Annotated in this window: 16 protein-coding genes and 3 pseudogenes; 4 read left to right on the top strand and 15 right to left on the bottom strand. The window is 59.0% G+C overall.

The genetic code is table 11. The features are described 5' to 3' along the window. Positions 1-44: 44 nt before the first annotated feature. The 7 genes and pseudogenes from ACWHVV_RS01830 to ACWHVV_RS01800 all read right to left on the bottom strand — a co-directional run bounded on the left by ACWHVV_RS01830 (position 45) and on the right by ACWHVV_RS01800 (position 4175). Positions 45-365, bottom strand: a pseudogene (locus tag ACWHVV_RS01830) (antibiotic biosynthesis monooxygenase family protein). Between the two features lie 122 nt (positions 366-487). After that, entirely contained in the window at positions 488-919 is a 432-nt protein-coding gene (locus tag ACWHVV_RS01825; protein WP_447927812.1) for a GNAT family N-acetyltransferase, read from the bottom strand. Positions 920-1397: 478 nt separating this feature from the next. Beyond that, a pseudogene (locus ACWHVV_RS01820) lies at positions 1398-1520 on the bottom strand (phospholipase effector Tle1 domain-containing protein); the annotation flags it as partial. Between the two features lie 54 nt (positions 1521-1574). After that, complete coding sequence (locus tag ACWHVV_RS01815; protein ID WP_447927811.1) at positions 1575-1826, bottom strand: hypothetical protein; 252 nt, start codon at positions 1824-1826, stop codon at positions 1575-1577. 137 nt (positions 1827-1963) lie between these two features. After that, a pseudogene (locus ACWHVV_RS01810) lies at positions 1964-2092 on the bottom strand (transposase); the annotation flags it as partial. A gap of 81 nt (positions 2093-2173) precedes the next feature. Then, positions 2174-3520: a hypothetical protein gene (locus tag ACWHVV_RS01805; protein ID WP_447927810.1), complete on the bottom strand. Its 1347-nt coding sequence runs from the start codon at positions 3518-3520 to the stop codon at positions 2174-2176. 352 nt (positions 3521-3872) lie between these two features. Continuing rightward, complete coding sequence (locus ACWHVV_RS01800; RefSeq protein WP_447927809.1) at positions 3873-4175, bottom strand: antibiotic biosynthesis monooxygenase family protein; 303 nt, start codon at positions 4173-4175, stop codon at positions 3873-3875. A gap of 83 nt (positions 4176-4258) precedes the next feature. Here ACWHVV_RS01800 and ACWHVV_RS01795 point away from each other — a divergent pair, with 83 nt between their 5' ends. Beyond that, on the top strand, positions 4259-5839 hold the full coding sequence (locus tag ACWHVV_RS01795) for an FAD-binding domain-containing protein (RefSeq protein WP_447927808.1): 1581 nt from the start codon (positions 4259-4261) through the stop codon (positions 5837-5839). Between the two features lie 33 nt (positions 5840-5872). Here ACWHVV_RS01795 and ACWHVV_RS01790 read toward each other — a convergent pair whose 3' ends face one another. Next, positions 5873-6643, bottom strand: coding sequence for a MipA/OmpV family protein (locus tag ACWHVV_RS01790; protein ID WP_447927807.1), 771 nt, complete (start codon positions 6641-6643; stop codon positions 5873-5875). 322 nt (positions 6644-6965) lie between these two features. On the opposite strand from ACWHVV_RS01790, the gene ACWHVV_RS01785 reads away from it, so the two are divergent. Further along, positions 6966-8036, top strand: a complete 1071-nt coding sequence (locus tag ACWHVV_RS01785) for a helix-turn-helix domain-containing protein (RefSeq protein WP_447927806.1) — start codon at positions 6966-6968, stop codon at positions 8034-8036. Then, positions 8014-8511 (top strand): PIN domain-containing protein, encoded by a 498-nt coding sequence (locus ACWHVV_RS01780; protein ID WP_447927805.1) that lies wholly within the window; start codon positions 8014-8016, stop codon positions 8509-8511. The genes ACWHVV_RS01785 and ACWHVV_RS01780 overlap by 23 nt, the downstream gene beginning before the upstream one ends. Before the next feature lie 130 nt (positions 8512-8641). Here ACWHVV_RS01780 and ACWHVV_RS01775 read toward each other — a convergent pair whose 3' ends face one another. From ACWHVV_RS01775 to ACWHVV_RS01745, 7 genes are read right to left on the bottom strand one after another with little or no spacing between them, the layout of a single operon-like run. Continuing rightward, positions 8642-9895: a molybdopterin molybdotransferase MoeA gene (locus ACWHVV_RS01775; RefSeq protein WP_447927804.1), complete on the bottom strand. Its 1254-nt coding sequence runs from the start codon at positions 9893-9895 to the stop codon at positions 8642-8644. Beyond that, a complete protein-coding gene (gene moaB, locus ACWHVV_RS01770; protein ID WP_447927803.1) occupies positions 9892-10470 on the bottom strand; it encodes a molybdenum cofactor biosynthesis protein B in 579 nt (192 codons plus the stop codon). The genes ACWHVV_RS01775 and moaB overlap by 4 nt, the downstream gene beginning before the upstream one ends. Positions 10471-10483: 13 nt before the next feature. After that, complete coding sequence (locus tag ACWHVV_RS01765) at positions 10484-11323, bottom strand: peptidylprolyl isomerase (RefSeq protein ID WP_447927802.1); 840 nt, start codon at positions 11321-11323, stop codon at positions 10484-10486. A 36-nt stretch (positions 11324-11359) separates the two neighbouring features. After that, a complete protein-coding gene (gene narI, locus ACWHVV_RS01760; RefSeq protein ID WP_447927801.1) occupies positions 11360-12052 on the bottom strand; it encodes a respiratory nitrate reductase subunit gamma in 693 nt (230 codons plus the stop codon). Between the two features lie 12 nt (positions 12053-12064). After that, a complete protein-coding gene (narJ, locus tag ACWHVV_RS01755) occupies positions 12065-12868 on the bottom strand; it encodes a nitrate reductase molybdenum cofactor assembly chaperone (protein ID WP_447927800.1) in 804 nt (267 codons plus the stop codon). Further along, positions 12861-14417 carry a nitrate reductase subunit beta gene (gene narH, locus ACWHVV_RS01750; protein ID WP_447927799.1) on the bottom strand — a complete coding sequence of 519 codons (1557 nt, stop codon included), beginning with the start codon at positions 14415-14417 and terminating at the stop codon, positions 12861-12863. Before narH ends, narJ begins: the two co-directional genes overlap by 8 nt. Further along, on the bottom strand, positions 14414-18271 hold the full coding sequence (locus ACWHVV_RS01745; protein WP_447927798.1) for a nitrate reductase subunit alpha: 3858 nt from the start codon (positions 18269-18271) through the stop codon (positions 14414-14416). Before ACWHVV_RS01745 ends, narH begins: the two co-directional genes overlap by 4 nt. A gap of 230 nt (positions 18272-18501) precedes the next feature. Between ACWHVV_RS01745 and ACWHVV_RS01740 the strand changes: the two genes are divergently transcribed. Next, positions 18502-18948, top strand: coding sequence for an Rrf2 family transcriptional regulator (locus ACWHVV_RS01740; protein WP_447927797.1), 447 nt, complete (start codon positions 18502-18504; stop codon positions 18946-18948). The last annotated feature ends 43 nt before the right edge of the window (positions 18949-18991 follow it).

Genomic DNA, 18991 nt, shown 5'->3' with positions numbered 1-18991 from the left:
GCTCGTAAGCGGCAGTGTTGAATGACTGGTTGAAAAGCGAAGCGTTAAAGCACCACTTCATACCCCTCGAACTTTGGCGGGCCAAGGTAGATACCTTCCGGGGACTTGGCGTTGGCGTGGGCCTTGCGGAAGGCTTCGGACTGGGTCCAAGCGCGGAAGGCGTCTTCAGACTCTCAAACGCTGTGAGAGATGAATACGGTGTGGTCGTCCTGCTTGTCGCCCTGGAGCATCTTGAACTCCTTGAAACCGGGTAACTCGTCAAGGTGTGAGTCGCGGTTACGCCACACCTTCAGGAAATCCTCTTCTCGGCCAAGGGCGATACGAAAACGGTTCATGGCGATGCTTCTATAGGGGCTGGTTACCATAGCGCACCCTGTAGCAGAGTGACGTGCTGGCTACGCGCCGCAATCAGTGGCAGCGCTTCGGGTTAACGATTCCAGCGATAGATTAGGTTTGATGGTTCCAGATAGCCGATGCAAGCAACAAGCTAAACACTCCATTTGTACCTTCTTCTTAAACGACCGCCACTTTTATAAGCTGGATCGGTTTTCGGAACGGCTAGCGTCTCTAAATACTCTGCGCCAAGGAGCTCGATGACCCGGATAGACGCCTTATTATCATCTTCCGCAGTCAAAATTAATTCGCCATACATATCGAATGCCTGCTTCTTTAGTGCCATGCAAGCGAAATAAGAATAACGGTTCCCTCTAAATTTTTCATGGACGCCATAGCCGATATGTCCAGCGTATTTCAAAATGTGCTCTGTATTCCCGTCTTTCAAAGAAATATGACCCACTTGTTGTGAGCCTGCATGAATGCAGTAGCGATAGAAGGGCACCAGTTGGCCAACCTTTTGGGGCACAATTTTCTTGTCGAACCGAAGAACTATGGGGCCATATTCTATCACTTCGTCCAGCAACGTTTATCTCCTTTAATACTTAACGTTTGAATTGGTGCCTAAAATAATTTTTAAGTTGCCATCCCGCATATCCAACACCATGAATCCAGGTGTTTGGTCCCACGAAGTGATGGAATCGGCTAGCTTGGTGGTCATAATGTGCTGAAGTGAAGGCTGCCTATGCCAATCAAAAGTGCCCGCCTAGCCTACTCCTCGGGAGGGGGAAGGTGGGCATCAATCAAGGTACGTGGCCGGTACTCATACGTGGTATCGGCCCAGCGCTTCCATACACTCGCATCGACTGACATATTCACCGCAGGCAGGCCCTGCATGTCGTGCGAATATTGCCGGTACAAACGACCGTCCGTTGTCTTTCCAAGGCGTTTGGATCTGGTGTAGAGGTTCTTAGAACACGGATCCCTAGGTGTCATGTTCCAGCCGTGCTCAGCAACATCGAAGGGTCCACTTTTAGGCCTGCCTTTTGCGCTTTGGCTACCATTCAGCTCAGCGATAGGTCGGCCAGCGTGTCGTCGGTGCCATAGCCGCCGCCTACATTGGCGTGAGCCCCGATGAACCAGCGCTGTTCTACGTCGCTGTTACCCGCTTTCTGCTGGCCGTCTTTGCTCGTCCAGAGCGAAAAGTAGCCACTGAGCCAACAGGCTCAAGAATTGAAGCGTTATTTAAACCACACTTTTCCACCGATAAATTTATACGCTGGCGTGCCGCGCACCAAAGTCTCGCGTGCGAACGCTTTTTCGCATTGCGGGCATATACAAGCCAAGGCGGTGAAGTCTTCCACAATGCGTTCTTTGAAACATTTCACCAGCTCCCCCTTGCCTCCTTTGCGATATTTGAACAGCTGGGCACCGCAGTTCTTACAAAAAATATCGATGGTTTTGGTCGGGCCCTTTTTATTGGGTTTCGCCATTTTCTGTCACTCGTAACTTCATGTGAGACTTCAAACGTGCATCGTGATGATTCTGCTAATGCAGGTCAATTTCGTGGATAGCGCGAAATGCCTTCGAAGTACACTCGGATCTTGCCATTGTCCGCTTATCGTTGTCCGGAAAAATCGAGCTTGCGCTCGATCAGGTAGTGCACCGCGTGTTCAAAGGTGCCTGGCTGGAGCTGATTCTGGTAGTTGATCACCACCATGGCGTTCTGATCGTAGTTATAAGCCTTGAAGCGCGGCATGCTGACCACTCCTCGTCTGCTTCCTCGATCCTACCAAAACCTGGCCGTCAGCGGGGTTCTTCTAAAACCTCAACGCTCAAATCAGCCGCGCGCTTTTTGCGTCGGCTGCATTTTCTTGTTAGGACTGATTACCCCCAGTAGCTCCCTGTATTCACGTTTAATGCACCTATGAACACTTAGTCTTGTTGGCTTTGGTCTGGACATTCTTTCTGTTCTCACGGGATCACTGTATAAGTGCTCTAGGTCGTCTCCACACCCATGGGATTGAAAATAATCCATTGTATTTATTTTAGGCAGAGGGATCAGATCGCCTTCCGATTTGCTGTAAATAACTCCCTTCACTGGAAACAAAGATAGAAGATCACGCAGCTTGTTATCAAAAGATACAAACATCGGTATAAAGTATCGACCATCGCTAGCCTCGGTCATAGAAGTAATTAGTTTCTCCATAAATCTAGGTGCGGCCATGTCCCATGCAATATTATCAAGCTTCTTGAGGAGCCCCGACATAGGCATACCTTTCTGTATTTTATTCAGGATTCCAATACTATTCCTATTCAAGAAGTATTTATGTGCAATGATTGACTCCCTATCAAAGTAAGCTCCGACTACTTCGTGAATATAATCAAAGTAGTCGGCCATTTTATTTTTTGCATTTTTATTTGATGAAAGCTGAATTTTCACCATTCCGATTAACTGCAACAAAATCAGTCTTTGGACTAGAACAAAGTCTAGGATATGCTCCTTGCCCTTTTCAGATGCGTAAAAATCGTAAGCGAAATTTATAGCTCTACGAGCGGCATTACGGTACGTGAATATAGGCTTAGGATTTGACGTTCTCTTATATTCCTTACAATCGATGCTTCTAAATATCTGTAGACTTACTAAATTGGATCTAAAATCTTTATCAAGGGATTTCCAAAACGATATTTTTGAACTTTGTTCGTTGCTAATAATATTGATGACGCTCTTTACGTTCTCAACCATATAAAACAATGAGTCGAAGTTAAGATCATCATGTAGAATCCCATCAATCAAAGGAATGATTTTATTTTGCATTTCTCCGAGCGGCTCGCCTCGAACCAACTTATTTATATAAGAGACAATATTGGTATCAAGCATCAAGGTATAGTCAATACCAAACTTCACCTCACTTGAGCTAAACATAGCTCTTAATAGGTCATCCTCAAGGAAGTAGATATGTTCAGACTCAAAATAAGGGACAAGATAATTCAGGGGGGGGTTAGTGTACTTCTTGACTGACGGTGGGAGCGCACTGCGCCTGTAGGAATCCAAGCAAACAATACCCACTAAATCTGGGTGCTGCGCTTGTAAACTTGACCATGCAATTAATGCGTCATCAGGGGTTTTGGCCTGTGATAAGATATATGCGCATAGCTGTACGTCCTTATGTTCAAATGCTTCCATTAACCTTCCTTGTACTGATCTATTATTGACCCAACAGTGATTATACGCCCAGCCACATAACCTCAATAAACGTGCCGACACATTTGTTGAGGTGGCCAACGCAAAAATCATAACCTACTGATAAATATAGTGTGTCCCAATTTTCAGGCTGCCTATCCCCTCTTCGCGTGCCCGCTCGTTTTGCTCGATTCAATCATACCTTATTCACAAATTTACCTTCGGTCACGCGTAAATTCGAAAGCACCCGTCGTCCAAAGGTCGCAGGCCTGCGCTTGCGGACTTTTCAGCTAGGCCCAAACAACACTGCCGCTCGAAAGCGGCAGCATCAAATACGTGATTTCAAAGGCAAGCGTTACAGCACCACCTCATACCCTTCAAACTTCGGCGGCCCCAGATAGATCCCTTCCGGCGACTTGGCGCCTGCGTGCGCCTTGCGAAACGCCTCGGATTGCGTCCAGGCGCGGAAGGCGTCCTCGGACTCCCACACGCTGTGGGAGATAAACACGGTGTGGTCGTCCTGGCTTTCGCCCTGAAGCATTTGAAACTCCTTGAAGCCCGGTACTTCGTTAAGGTGGGAGTCGCGGTTGCGCCACACGTCCAGGAAATCCTCTTCCCGGCCCGGGGCGATACGAAAACGGTTCATGGCGATGTACATGGGCTTACTCCTTGGAAAATGGTGATGTGACGTCACTCGATGGTAACGTCACGGATCAGGCGCGGATAGCCTTGGGAGGCAGTATGGCAAAGACCGGCATCCAGGTGGTTTGGTTCAAGCGCGATCTGCGCATTCACGATCACGCCCCGCTCAGCCTTGCCTGCGTGGCGGGCCCGGTGCTGCCCGTGTTTGCCATCGAACCCGGCCAGTGGCAGGCGCCGGACAGCGCCCTGCGCCACTGGCAGTTCGCCGCAGAGTCGCTGGTGGATCTTTCAAACGCTTTGGACGCGCGTGGCCTGCCGCTGTGTCTCTGGCAGGGTGATATTATCGCGCTGCTAAATGCCTTGAAGGCGCATTACGCCACCATCACACTCCATTCCCACGAAGAGACCGGCAACGCCTGGAGCTACCAGCGCGACCGCGAGGTAAAAGCGTGGTGCAAGGCGCACAATACCGAATGGCTGGAAGCGCGCCAGGTGGGCGTGGTGCGCGGGTTGAAAAGCCGCGCTGACCAAACCGGCTGGGAGGCGCAGTGGGAAGCGCTGATGCAGGCGCCGCCCTTCCAGGCCCCGCAGAATGCCCGTGCCGCCCCCGGCTGGGAGGCGTTTCATCATCTTTCGGTGGATGCGCTGGCGGGTCTTTCGCTTGGCAAGGATAAAACGCCCTGCCCCGGCCGCCAGACCGGGGGCCGCCACGCCGGGCGCGCGCTCTGGTACAGCTTCATTACTCAGCGCGGCGAGCGCTACCGCGGCTCGATTTCCAAGCCTCTGCTTGCCTGGGCGTTCGGCTCGCGGCTTTCGCCGCACCTGGCCTGGGGCACGCTTTCGATGCGTGAAGTGGTGCGCTCGCTTCGCCACCAGCGCGAAAAGCACGCGGAAGAGACTCGCTGGGCGCGCTCGCTCAGGGCTTTGGCTTCGCGCCTTCACTGGCACTGCCACTTTATTCAGAAGCTGGAAAGCGCGCCGAGTATCGAAGACCAAACCCTGCACCCGGCGCTCAAGGGGCTGCGCGAGCGCGACCCGGACCACCCGCGGCTGCACGCCTGGAAGCGGGGCCAAACCGGCGTGCCGCTGGTGGATGCCTGCATGCGCTGCTTGCTGGATACCGGCTGGATCAACTTTCGCATGCGCGCCATGCTGATCTCGTTTGCCACCTTCGGCCTGGGGCTTCACTGGCTGGAGCCGGGCCGCCACCTGGCCAGGCTCTTTACCGACTTCGAGCCCGGCATTCACTACCCTCAGATTCAGATGCAGTCCGGGTCGACCGGCTTCAATGCCCTGCGTATCTATAACCCGGTCAAGCAGGCCGAGGAGAACGACCCCGACGGCGAGTTCGTCGCCCGCTGGGTGCCAGAACTCACCGTGTTACCCGTCGAGTGGCGCGCCAAGCCCTGGGCGCTGCCCCAAAGCCTTCGCGAGCGTTACGGGTTTATCCTCGGCGAGCACTACCCGCTACCGTTTGACTTCGAGGCCGAGGCCCGCCACTGGAAAACGCTGATTTATGAGGCAAGCCACACCCCGGAAGCTAAAGCCATTAGCCAGGAACTGATAGCGCGCCTGGCCAGCCAACGCCGCCCCAGCGCCCGGCGTAAAACGACAAAACCCGCCCACCGTCAGCAGCTTTCGCTGTTTGAGGGCGGCGGGTCGGGTTCTGAAAGTGGCTAGCTCGCGGCTCACCAGGGCGTCAGCGTACGCTTTCTAGAAGTGGTAGTTGATGAACGCGCCGGTGCGCCACTGCACGTCGTTGCCTACATCGTCGACGATCGGGCTGTCGCTGGCGTCGCCGGTGAGCTTCGAAACGCCCAGCAGGCCGGTGACCGACCACTGCTCCGTCAGGTAGTAACTAAGCGATGCATTGGCACCTAGCGTGAAGGCACCATCGTCGGACTCGAAAGCCACGATGCCGGAGCGCGCGCTATCGGCGGGCGAGACACTAAACAGGGCGTCGGTCCATTTGTCGCTGGTATAGGCCAGTTCCGGACCGAAGGTCATCACGGTGCGTTCGCTCAAGCGCGTGACATGCTGGGCCTTGAAGGCGAGGCGGTAGCCGTCGATATCGCCGGTAAAGGGTGTTTCCGCCGACCCGGTGTAGCGCCAGCCAGCACCGCGGTAGCTAACGCGTAGCCCCGCCGTTGCGCCACCGTCGACCTCTTCGAAATGCCTCAGGTCGCCGGTATCGTCGCGGCCGAAGGTGTAGCCGATAAAAGGCGCCACCTTCAAGTTACCCTGATTGATGACGTTCCAGCCGATCCCCTCTCGAATGCTCAAGAACAGCGTGTCGTCATAGGTCGCTTCCACCACCGGGAAGGGGTTCCACTCGTAGTCGTCACTGCCCAGGTAGTCCGGGGTGTAGATTGCACCGGCGCCCAGCGTGCCCTCCCACTGCGCCGATGCCGATGAGCAAAGCGCCCAACTGCCAATGGCTAGCACAAGCGTTAGCGGGCGGAGATAGTCGTTGGCATGCATCATGTCCTGGATCCTGAGCGGCTCGAAGTCAGCATGCACTCTATGTCCAAATCAATAATCGGGCAATCGTATAACGGCCCATTGGTCGTTAAGGCATAGTCGACTTTTCAACGCTTGCGAGGCGGCTTCGTTTCAAGATGCGCGCCAAAAAATGCCTATCTCGGCGCCTTGTAGAATCAAAACTCGCCTTCGTTGGCCGCATTTTGACCCCAGAGCCAACCTGAACACGCGCATATAGTTTAGACACACCGCCTATTTCGGTTTAAAATTTTCACCATATTGTACTTTTTATAAACCAACGTATGCCGTTCGCATAGAGGTCGCCATGATTGGAGAACGTGTTAAGCGTGCCCGCGCTGCAGCGGGTCTCTCGATGCAGGTATTGGCCCAGCATGTTGGCGTCAGTGCCAACATGATCAAAAAATATGAGCACGATGAAAGCATGCCAGGGTCAGGCGTGCTCATTAAGCTGGCGAAATCACTTGGCGTTCGCAGCGAATACTTCTTTCGCCCGATGAAAGTAGAGTTAACGGGCGTGGAATACCGCAAACGCGCCAAAACACCTAAAAAACTCCTCGATAAGATATCTGCTGATGTTTTAGACCAGGCCGAGCGATGGGCCGAACTCGAGAATTTATGGCCTAATTCTCCACTTGCTGATTTTGTTATTCCTGAGGCTTTCTCCAAGCATTTTGAGTCGCTGGATGAAGTTGAAAATGCGGCTAATGTACTGCGCGCTAACTGGGCGCTAGGTACCAACCCGATACATGACTTGATCGATACTTTCGAATCTCGTGGCATCCTCGTCATTACCACCAACGTAGATGTAGAAACCAAATTCGATGGCCTACAGGCTAAGGTTGCCAATAAGCCCGTGATCGTTGTCTCTTCCAATTGGCCGGGGGATCGACAGCGCTTTACGCTGGCTCATGAACTAGGCCACTTGCTACTTCACGGGCGGCTGGGCGATCACCTTGATGAAGAAAAGGCCTGTAACCGTTTTGCCGGGGCATTCTTGCTACCCGACACCCGGGTTTACCAGCACTTGGGTGAGAAACGCCGCCATCTCGAGCCCAAAGAGCTCTATCTGCTCAAAATGCAGTACGGGATTAGCATGCGGGCATGCGCCTTTCGCGCGCTAGACCTTACGATTATCGACAGTCATTACTACCGCCAGCTTTCGATAACGTTTTCCAAGAATGGATGGCACAAAAAAGAGCCGGGCGCTGATTATCCAAGGGAAACGACGCTAACGTTCCAGCAGTTGGTTTATCGAGCGTTAGGCGAAAAAATCATCAGCGAATCAAAAGCAGCTGAGCTACTCGGCATCTCACTGATGCGCTTTCATAAGGAGCGCAAGCTGGAGCCATTGAATGCAACAGCTACTCATCAGTGATACCAATATCCTGATTGACCTGGAAGAAGGTGAGCTGATCGCCACGTTGTTCCTTCTTCCCTATGACTTTCAAGTACCCGATATTCTTTATGCAGAAGAACTTGAAGAGCAACATGGTTACTTGCTTTCGATGGGACTTTCACAACGAGAGCTATCACCTGAAACGCTGACTTATGCCCAGCGCATCATGCAAAATTCCCTCGGGCCCAGTCGCAATGATTGCTTTGCGCTCGCGCTTGCACGTCAAGAAAATTGCCCCCTCCTCACGGGTGACAAAGCGCTGAGAACGACTGCTCTGACTGAGGCCATCGATGTTCGTGGCACCATTTGGGTCGTTGAAGAACTTATCCGCTACCAGCTTATTACCCCTGAGCAGGCCCACCAAACCTATACATTAATGCAGGCGCGCGGCCGACGCCTGCCTTGGACAAGCGCGTTTAAACGCTTGGAAACATTCGCAAGTAAAGGTCAATAACACACAAAACCCGCCCCCGCCGCAAGCGAATACTTGCAGCGGGGCGGGCGAGTCGTGCCTACCGCTTTGTTGGCTCGGCGAGCGAAGCGTGACAAAGCGCGGGGCCATGAAGGCAAGGCCCAGGCGTCTTTTATCCATCGAACGGGGAGAGCGGATAAAAAAGGTAGTCGCCCCCGGCGGCCACATCGGTATCCGGCTCGACCATCAGGTAGCCATCGGCCTGGCTTGCGGCGCTGAGCCTATGCGAGCCCTGCCCACCGGCCAGCCGGGCCACCGGCGTGTCGCCCTGCCAGGTCAGCGCCACCCGTAATAGCTCACAGCGCCCCTTGGGCCCGCGTTTGTCGAAGCCGGCTTTTACCCGGTAGCGCTGAAGCGGCGCCGTGCGCCGGCCTTGCCGCGCGTGAATGAAGGCCAGCGCCAGCCAGTGCCAGCCCACCAGCGAGGCGACAGGATTACCCGGCAGCGCGATCAGCGGCGTGGTCGCCTCGCCGCTTCCAAGCGTGGCGAAAGCGAAGGGTTTACCGGGTTTGACGGCGACGCCGTGGAAGTCGATGCGTCCCAGCCGCTGGATCACCGAGCGCACGTGATCCTCCTCCCCCACCGAGGCCCCGCCGCTACAAAGCACTACATCCGCCGACGTTGTGGCCGCTTGCAAGGCGCGATATAGCGCCTCGGGGTCATCGGCGATGATCCCGACGTCGATCACCTCGCACTGTGCTTTTACCAGCAGTGCGTTAAGCATGGCGCGGTTGCTGTCGAACACCTGCCCCGACGCGCGTGCCGCTCCCGGTTCGATCAACTCGTCGCCGGTGGAGAGCAGCGCAACGCGCAGGCGGCGATACACGCTCACCGCGTTGACGCCGTGGCTTGCAAGTAGGGCGATGGCCGACGCGTCTAGCGTATCGCCCGCCTCGAGAAGCGGCGCGCCGGTGCGCGTTTCTTCCCCTTGCCGGCGAATGTTGGCGCCTAGCGTCGGTGCTTCATCCAGATGAAGGCAGCCCCGGGCATCCAGCCAGGTGCGCTCCTGGGCCACGACGGTATCGGCGCCCAGCGGCAGCGGCGCACCGGTAAAGATGCGCGCGCAGCCGCCTTCGGGCAGGTGCAGGACACCCGCCCCGGCCGGCACGCGCAGCAGCACGGGCAGTCCTTCGCCGTTGGCGGCGTAGTCCGCCAGGCGCAGGGCAAAGCCGTCCATGGCGCTGTTGTCCACGCCGGGCAGGTCCACCGGCGCGGTGACGGCCTCGGCCAACACGCGGCCCTGGGCGTGGGCAAGGGCGACACGCTCGGTGGCGTTAATCGGCGTCGCGGCGTCGACCAGCCGCTGCCGGGCCTCGAAAAGCGGCACGAGGGGGCGGTGTTCGAGCTCGCCGCAGGGGCAGCTCATAGGCCCTCCGGGTCGTTCGAGGCCACCGCGTGCCGGCGGCTGCCGCAAAGCGGCGCGGTGGGGAAGATCATGGTGGCGAAGTTGCAGGGCCGGGTGCGCGCATCGAGCTGCAGCGCGATGATCTTATCCCAGGCCAGCGCGCAGGCTTTGGGGGAGCCTGGCATGGTGAACAGCAGCGTCTGGTTGGCAAGCCCCGCCACGGCGCGGGACTGGATCGTGGCCGTGCCGATCGTCTGAAGTGAATAGTGGCGAAAGAGCTCGCCGTAGCCTTCGATGGCCTTGTCGAACAGCGGCGTCAGCGCCTCGGGGGTGGTGTCCCGCGCGGTGAAGCCGGTGCCGCCGTTGACCAGCACCACGTGGATCTCGGGCTCGGCGATCCAGGCCGAGACCGCGGCGCGAATCTGGTAGATATCGTCCACCAGGATACGCCGCTCGACCAGCACGTGGCCCTGCGCGGTCAGGCGCTCGGCGAGCAGATCGCCGCTGCCGTCCCGGTCCGGCCCGCGGGTATCGGACACGGTCAGAACCACACAGTTGAGCGGGATGAACCGAGCATCGAACGGGGTATGCGACATGAGTGCCTCCTGCTTACTGCATCAAGGAGCCGCTGGCGTCGTCGTCCAGCGCAAAGCCTTCGACGCCGAACTCGCTCTCCAGGGCCAACAGATAGTGGCGAAGCGCCCGCCGCGAGGTCTGCTCGCGCAGGTGATGGCGAACTCTATCGGCCACGTGTTCGAACACGGCCTCGCGCCCTTCTACCCGCTCATCGATGCTGACCACGTGCCAGCCGTAGCGCGAGGCGAGTGGGCGCGCGTGAAGCCCTACGGGCAGATGCTGTAGCGCCCGGTCGAGCTCCGCCACGGTCTGGCCGGGCACCAGCCAGCCCAGGTCGCCGCCGCTCTCTTTGGAGGGGCAGGCGGAGTAACGCGCGGCGAATTCATCGAAGCGCTCGGACATCGTCTTAAGTGTCTCGATCAGCGATTCGCCTTGCCGGTACGCCGCGTCGCGCCCGGCCGCGTCGTCCGGGGCGGCGGCCAGCAACACATGGCGAACGTGGATCTGCGCGGGTTCGTTGAAGCGCTGCTGGTGCATCTCGAAAAAGCGCCGCGCGTCCTCCTGGGAGGGTTCCGGCACCTGAAGTTCCTGCTCTAAAAGGGCCGTGATCGCTGCCTCCTGCTCGGCGCCGGATGGCTCATCGCCATCCGCCAAAAGCCCCAGCTCGACGGCGCGCTGGCGTAGAAGCGCCTGAACCACCAGCGCCCGCGCCGCCTGGCGCTGCGCCTCTCCGGCGGTGGCCGCCGGGTGGTGCTGCATTTCCCGGGCGATGGCTTCCTCGTCGATCACGACACCGCCTACGCGAATCACCGGGGCCACGGCGCTGCCGGGGAGCTGCTCTATATCGATCTTTTGAAAATCAGTTGCCTGCATCTGGATCACCGTTGTCTCGTTGGCTTGATTGAAGGATTAACCGCGGCGGCGAACCAGCTGGTAGCGCCGAGTAACGTAGCCAAAGGGCGCGCTCCACACGTGCACCAGACGAGTGAAGGGGAATAGCAAAATGATGGTCAGCCCCAGGAAGATATGCATCCGGTAGATCCAGGGGACTTCCTGCATGTAGTCCGCCGCACCACCGCCGAAGAAGACGATGGCCTGGGCCCAGCTGGAGAGCGTGAGCATCATTTCGCCGTCCATATGACCCAGCGAGAAGAGGATGGTGACCATGCCAAGGCCCGCCTGCACCACCAGAATCGCCAGTACCAGGGTGTCCATCAGGCTGGAGGATTGGCGTACGCGCAGATTGAACAGGCGGCGATACAGCAGTATGCCCCCGCCGGCAAGGCACATGGCCCCGGCAATGCCGCCCACTACGATGGCAAGCAGCTGCTTGTTATGCGCGGCGATGAAGGGCTCATACACCCAGTGCGGGGTGAGCATGCCGAACAAATGGCCAAAGAAAATAACGATGATGCCGATGTGAAACAGATTGCTCCCCAGGCGCATAGTGCCGGGAGAGAGCATCTGGCTGGAGCCGGTTTTCCAGGTGTACTGGCCATGGTCGAAGCGGACCAGGCTGCCGATCAGAAACACCGTGCCGGCCAGATACGGGTAGTAGCCGTAGATCAGATGGGTGAAGTAGTGCGCGATGGCATCGAACATGATCTTTCTCCTTTAACGACCGGCGGACGGGGAAGACGAGCCGGCATTGCCAGGCATGATGCGCACCGTCTGCGGCTGTACGGCGTGCTTGCGCTCGGCCAGGCGGCGGCCTTCGGCGGATTGCAGGGCGCAGTCTTCGTCGGATTTGGCGGAGAAGCGCACCGCCTCCTCCTCCCACACCGCATCCAGCGCTTCGGGGGTATGGTCCGGCGCCTCCTTTTGTACCTGGGGGCGGTGGGCGGCAACGTCGTCCTGCGCGCCGATCAACGCCAGAAGCGTTAGCGGCACCAGGGCGTGGTCGGCCTCGCGCTCTTCGAGCCGCGCGGTCAAAAGCGCCAGAATATGGCGGATCTCGCCCAGCCAGCGGCCGATATCCGCCGGGCTGCAAAACGACAGATACTCCAGAAACACCGGCAGGTGGTCCGGAAGCTCCCGGGCGTCGAGCTCGAAGCCGGCGGCGCGATACTCGGCCAGCAGGTCCACCATGGCCTGGCCGCGATCCCGGGACTCGCCGTGCACGTGCTCGAAGAGCAACAGCGAGGTGGCGCGCCCTTTATCGAACAAGGCGACATACTCCGCCTGCAGTTCGAGCAGGTCGTACGCCTGTAGGCGCTGACACCACCCGGTGAGCGACGCCTTCATGGCGCCGTCCAGGCGCGGCTCGGCCTCGATGATCTCGACCATTTCGCCACACGCTTGTTGAAGCGCCGCACTGGGGTAGTCCAGCAAGCGGGCCAAAACCCGCAGCGTGCGCATGCCGTGCTCCTCGGTGGGTAAAGCCTCGGCGCCAAGCGCTTTTGGGGCCACATTAGTCATGACGCACCTCCTCGGATTGTGGCTCGAAAACGCCGACCGGCTCGACCAGCACACTGGTCTGCTTGCGGCCGTTGAACAGGTTGGGTTGGCTCTCGCCGTGGCAGCCATCGCCGAAGGTGAAGCCGCAGCCACCCCGTTCGGGGAAGGCATCCACCGCCATTTCCCGGTGGCTGGTAGGAATCACGAAGCGGTCCTCGTAGTTGGCGATGGCCAGGTAGCGGTACATCTCTTCCACCTGGCCGCGGGTCAGCCCCACCGCCTCGAGCACGTCGTCGTTCAACTCGCCCTCTACGTGCTTGCCGCGCATGTAAAGGCGCATTGCCATCAGGCGCTTGAGGGCCAGCACCACCGGAGCCTCTTCGCCGGCGGTCAGCATGTTGGCCAGGTACTGCACGGGAATGCGCAGCGACTCGATTTTGGGCAGCACGCCGTCGAACTCGATGTGCCCTGAATCAAAGGCGGACTGAATCGGCGAGAGCGGCGGCACGTACCAAACCATGGGCAGCGTGCGGTACTCCGGGTGCAGCGGCAGCGCCAGCCCCCAGTCGATGGCCATCTTGTAGACCGGCGACGCTTGCGCTGCCTTGATGACGTTGTCTTCCACGCCGTCGCGCTTGGCCTGGGCGATCACCTCCGGGTCGTGAGGGTCGAGAAATATCTCGCGCTGGCGATGATACAAATCGCGCTCGTCAGCGGAGGCGGCGACCTCTTCGATGCGGTCGGCGTCGTAAAGCAGCACGCCCAGGTAGCGGATACGGCCCACGCAGGTTTCGGAGCAGATCGTCGGCTGGCCGGACTCGATGCGCGGGTAGCAGAAGATGCACTTCTCGGACTTGCCGCTTTTCCAGTTGTAGTAGATCTTTTTGTACGGGCAGCCGGAGATACACATCCGCCAGCCGCGGCACTTGTCCTGGTCGATCAGCACGATGCCGTCCTCTTCGCGCTTGTAGATCGCCCCGCTGGGGCAAGAGGCCACGCAGGTAGGGTTCAGGCAGTGCTCGCACAGGCGCGGCAGGTACATCATGAAGGTGTTTTCGAACTGGCCGTAGATATCCGCCTGCACGTTATCGAAGTTGGCGTCCTTGCGCCGCTTGGCGAACTCGGTACCCAGGATCTCTTCCCAGTTGGGGCCCCACTCGATTTTCTTCATGCGCTTGCCGGAGATCAGCGAGCGCGGGCGGGCCACCGGCTGGTGCTTACCGACTTTGGCGGTATGCAGGTGCTGGTAGTCGAAGGTGAACGGCTCGTAGTAGTCGTCGATGGCGGGCAGGTCCGGGTTGGCGAAGATATTCGCCAACACCCGCCACTTGCCGCCGATACGCGGCTCGATGCTGCCATTGGCACGCCGCAGCCAGCCGCCCTTCCATTTGTTCTGGTTCTCCCACTCCTTGGGATAACCAATGCCGGGCTTGGTTTCGACGTTATTGAACCAGGCGTACTCCATGCCTTCGCGGCTGGTCCAGACGTTTTTGCACGTCACCGAGCAGGTGTGGCAGCCGATGCACTTGTCGAGGTTCAAGACCATGCCGACCTGGGAGCGAATCTTCATTTCACGGCCTCCTGTGAACGGTTGTTTTGCTTATCGTCGTTTTGCGCGTCGCTGTTCTGCGCGTCTTTAGGCTGACGACCGGGCTCCTGGACGCTGTCGTTGCCCTCGCCATCCAGCCAGTCGACGTGGTGCATCTTGCGCACCAGCACGAACTCGTCGCGGTTGGAGCCGACCGTGCCGTAGTAGTTGAAGCTGTAGGAGAGCTGGGCGTAGCCACCGATCATGTGGGTCGGCTTGGGGCAGACGCGGGTCACCGAGTTATGGATACCGCCCCGGGTACCGGAGACTTCGGAGCCGGGCACGTTCACCTGGCGCTCCTGGGCGTGATACATCATCACCGTGCCGTCCTTGACCCGCTGGCTCACCACGGCGCGGGCCGCGATGGAGCCGTTGGCGTTGTACACCTCGAGCCAGTCGTTATCCTCGATCCCGATATCCGCTGCGTCGCTCTCGGAGAGCCACACCACGGGCCCGCCGCGGTTGAGGGTCAGCATCAACAGGTTATCGGAGTAGGTGGAGTGAATGCCCCACTTCTGGTGCGGGGTAATGAAGTTGAACGCCTTGCTCTTGAAGCCGTTGTCCGCCGGCAGAATGAAGCCTTTGGCCGCTTTGGTATCGATGGGCGGACGGTAGACCAAAAGGCTCTCGCCGAAGGCGCGCATCCAGGCGTGGTCCTGATAGAACTGCTGACGGCCGCTGACGGTGCGCCAGGGAATCAGTTCGTGGACGTTGGTATAGCCCGCGTTGTAGGAGACGTGCTCGTCCTCCAGGCCCGACCAGGTGGGGCTCGAGATGATCTTGCGCGGCTGCGCGACGATATCGCGAAAGCGAATCTTCTCCTCGTGCTTGGAGGTGGCCAAGTGGGTATGGTCACGCCCGGTAATATTGGAGAGCGCCTGCCAGGCCTTCACGGACACCTCACCGTTGGTTTCCGGCGCCAGGGTCAGGATCATTTCCGCGGCGTCGATGGCGGTGTCGATACGCGGGCGCCCGGCGTGGGGGCCTTCGGTTTTGCGGTGGTTGAGCTTGCCCAAAAGCTCGACCTCGGCCTCGGTTTTCCAGGCAATGCCCTTGCCGCCGTTGCCGATGCTTTCCAAAAGCGGCCCAACCGAGGTGAAGCGCTCGTAGGTTTCCGGGTAGTTACGTTTCACCTCGATGAGTGACGGCATGGTCTTGCCGGGAATCGCCTCGCACTCGCCTTTTTTCCAATCGAGTACCTCGGGCTGGGCAAGCTCGCCGGGGGAGTCGTGCTGCATGGGCAGCGTGACCAGATCGGTCTCCTCGCCCAAGTGACCTTCGCAGACCCTGGAAAACACCTTGGCGATGCCCTTGTAGATCTCCCAGTCGCTGCGGGACTCCCAGGCGGGATCGGTCGCGGCGGTCAGCGGGTGAATGAAGGGGTGCATGTCGGAGGTGTTGAGGTCGTCCTTCTCGTACCAGGTCGCCGTCGGCAGCACGATGTCCGAATAAAGACAGGTGGTGGACATGCGAAAATCGAGGGTGACCAGCAGGTCCAGCTTGCCTTCCGGGGCGTCGTCGCGCCAAACCACTTCCTCGGGTTTCTGGCCGCCGAAATCGCCCAGGTCCTTGCCCTGAATGCCGTGGCGGGTGCCCAGCAGGTACTTGAGCATGTACTCGTGGCCCTTGCCGGAGCTTCCCAGCAGGTTGGAGCGCCAGATGAACATGTTGCGCGGGAAGTTTTCCGGGGCGTCCGGGTCTTCTGCCGCGAAGCGAAGCTTGCCGCTTTTGAGCTGGTCGACGGCGAAGTCGGCGGTGGACATGCCCGCGGCCTCGGCCTGAGCTTTCAAGCGCAGCGGGTTGGCGCCCAATTGCGGCGCCGAGGGCAGCCAGCCCATGCGCTCGGAGCGTACGTTGAAGTCGATCAAACTGCCCGGGTACTCCTCGGCCCTGGCCAGCGGCGAGAGAATCTCCTTGATCTCCAGCTTTTCGTAGCGCCACTGGGAGGAGTGGTTGTAGAAAAACGAGGTGGAGTTCATGTGCCGCGGCGGGCGCTGCCAGTCCAGGCCAAAGGCAAGCGGGGTCCAGCCGGTCTGCGGGCGTAGCTTTTCCTGGCCCACGTAGTGGGCCCAGCCGCCGCCGCTTTGACCGATACAGCCGCACAGGATCAGCATGTTGATCAGGCCGCGGTAGTTCATGTCCATGTGGTACCAGTGGTTCATACCGGCCCCCACGATGATCATGCTGCGCCCCTGGGTCTTGTGGGCGTTGTCGGCGAACTCCCGAGCGATACGGGTACACTGCGAAGCCGATACGCCGGTGATCTTCTCCTGCCAGGCCGGGGTGTACGGGCGGATCTGCGCGTAATCGGTGGCGCCATCGTCTTCGCCGTCGGCGGCCAGGCCGCGGTCGATACCGTAGTTGGCGCACATCAGATCGAACACCGTGACCGCCAACATCTCGCTACCGTCGGCACGCTTCAAACGCTTGGCGGGCAGATGGTGGAACAGCAGATCGTCGGCGGCACCAGCGCCCTCGCCTTTCACGTGGGCAAAGTGCTCGTGCTCGATCCCTCCAAAGTAAGGGAAAGCCACCCGCGCCACGCTGTCGTGATGGCTCACTAGGCTCAGTAGAGGCTTGATCTCGACGCCTTCGGCGTCCAGCGGCTCGAGGTTCCACTTGCCGACGTTGTCGCCGGTTTCACCCCACCGAAAGCCGATAGAGCCGCGGGGCACGACGAGCTGGTCGCGGGTTTCGTCCCAGGCGACGGTTTTCCACTCCGGGTTGTTCTCCTGACCCAGCGCGGCGTCGAAATCGCTGGCGCGTAGCTGGCGGCCCGGCGCAAAGCTTCCGTCGGCGCGGGGCTCGAGCTCGACCAGAAACGGCATGTCGGTATAGCGGCGCACGTAGTCGGTGAAGTAGGCGCTGGGGTTCTCGAGGTGGAACTCCTTCAAGATGACGTGGCCCATGGCCATCGCCAGGGCGGCGTCGGTGCCCTGCTTGGCCGAGAGCCACTCATCGGTGAGCTTGGAGACTTCCGCGTAGTCCGGGGTGATCGAGACGGTCTTGGTGCCCTTGTAGCGCACCTCGGTGAAAAAGTGCGCATCCGGCGTGCGGGTTTGCGGCACGTTGGAGCCCCAGGCAATGATGTAGCTCGAGTTGTACCAGTCGGCGGACTCGGGTACGTCGGTCTGCTCGCCCCAGGTCATGGGGGAGGCCGGGGGTAGATCGCAGTACCAGTCGTAGAAGCTCATGCACACGCCGCCGATCAGCGACAGATAGCGGCTGCCCGCGGCGTAGCTCACCATCGACATGGCGGGGATCGGCGAGAAGCCGATGATGCGATCGGGCCCAAAGGTTTTCGCGGTATAGACGTTGGAGGCCGCGACGATCTCGTTCATCTCCTCCCACTCGCCGCGCACGAAGCCGCCCATGCCCCGAGCGCTTTTGTACTGCTTCGTTTTCGCCGGGTCTTCGACGATCGAGGCCCAGGCATCCACCGGGTCGGCGTGTTGGTCGCGCGCCTCGCGCCAAAGCGCCAGCAGCGGCTTGCGCACCAGCGGGTACTTCAGCCGGTTGGCGCTGTACAAATACCAGGAGTAGCTGGCGCCGCGCGGGCAGCCGCGGGGTTCGTGGTTGGGCAGGTCCGGGCGGGTACGCGGGTAGTCGGTCTGCTGGGTCTCCCAGGTCACCAGGCCGTTCTTGACGTAGATTTTCCAGCTGCACGAGCCGGTACAGTTGACGCCGTGGGTGCTGCGCACCACCTTGTCGTGCTGCCAGCGCGAACGGTAGCTATCTTCCCACTGGCGGGATTCGCTGCGTAGTTCGCCATGCCCGTTGGCGTAGGCGTCGCGGTCTTTGCGAAAGAAATTCAGCCGATCTATGAAGTGACTCATGGTCGCTCTCCAGGCTCCTTGAAAATGGGCGCTGCCCGCCAGGCGGGCTCCATGGCGACAAGTCTGAGCGATTGAAAAGCGAATTACTGCGTGGTTACCTCCATATACCGCCGGTCTACCTCCAAGGTGATAGAGCCCTTGTCAGCCGGGATTAGCCGCGCGGCCCTCAATCTTCTTATAATGGTCTGGATCCAACGGCGAACGGCCCACTCAGGAGCACCGCACCTTCCATGCAACTTACCCAATTCACCGACTACTCCATTCGCGTGTTGATTTATCTCGCCGTGAAAGGGGAAGAGCGCGCAACGATCAGTGAGATTGCCGAGACCTTCGAGATCTCGCGCAACCACCTGATGAAGGTGGTCCAGGCGTTGAGCCAGAAGAACTACGTGACGGCGATGCGGGGTAAAAACGGCGGGTTATGGCTGGCGCGGGACCCGAAAACGATCAAAATGGGCGAGCTGGTGCGCGAGATGGAGCACGATATGGGCTTGGTCGAGTGCTTTCAGCGAGGCAACACCTGCGTCATTACCCCTTCGTGTCAGCTCAGGTCCGTACTGGGCGAGGCGCTCGCCGCCTTTTTGGCCGTACTCGACCGCTACACGCTCTCGGACGTACTCGACAACCGCCACCCGGAGCTTGCCGGGCTGATGCGCATTCCCACTGTCAACGCTTGAGACTGAAAAACATAACCTTGACGGAGATCAACTGGCGGCGCCT

It is taken from the genome of Vreelandella sp. EE27, from assembly GCF_968206495.1.
This window is presented reverse-complemented; position numbering and strand designations above follow the sequence as displayed.